General features: G+C 43.0%; 1 pseudogene. It reads left to right on the forward strand.

From position 1 onward, the window contains the following. Positions 1-539: pseudogene (locus C1G49_RS10980) on the forward strand (IS5/IS1182 family transposase); the annotation flags it as partial.

A 539-nucleotide genomic window follows, 5' to 3' on the forward strand; every position in this document is an offset into this window, starting at 1 on the left:
AAGTATTCTTTCACGTGGAAAAAGGCCGTTGAACGCTATGAAGATGCCTTGAACGGAAACATTTCTGCCCTTTATGACAAGCTAGTTCAAGAAGGGGTGAATACTGCCTTGTCCAAGGAAGAATGCCTCACTAGCGAGGGACTAAACCAACTCCTACAAGAAACCGAACAAGTATTGGACGAGGTGGAAGAAGCTATCTCACAAGAGCCGAAAGTCATTAAAGGTGGATCAGCCAACAGACAGAAACGGAGAAGAATTAAGAAACTCAAGAGAAAGGTGAAAGAAGATTTTCTTGTTCGGAAACAGAAGTACGAACGAGATAAACAGATTCTACAAGAGCGAAATTCCTATTCTAAAACGGATCACGATGCAACATTCATGCGGATGAAAGAAGATCATATGAAGAATGGTCAGCTCAAGCCTGGTTACAACCTCCAACTTGGCACAAACAGCCAGTTTGCCTTAGCTTACGGACTGTTTCCGAATCCAACTGACACTCGTACACTCAAGCCTTTTCTTCAATCCATCCAAACCCTAGA

The organism is Streptococcus suis (assembly GCF_002960625.1).
GTDB lineage: Bacteria > Bacillota > Bacilli > Lactobacillales > Streptococcaceae > Streptococcus > Streptococcus suis_T.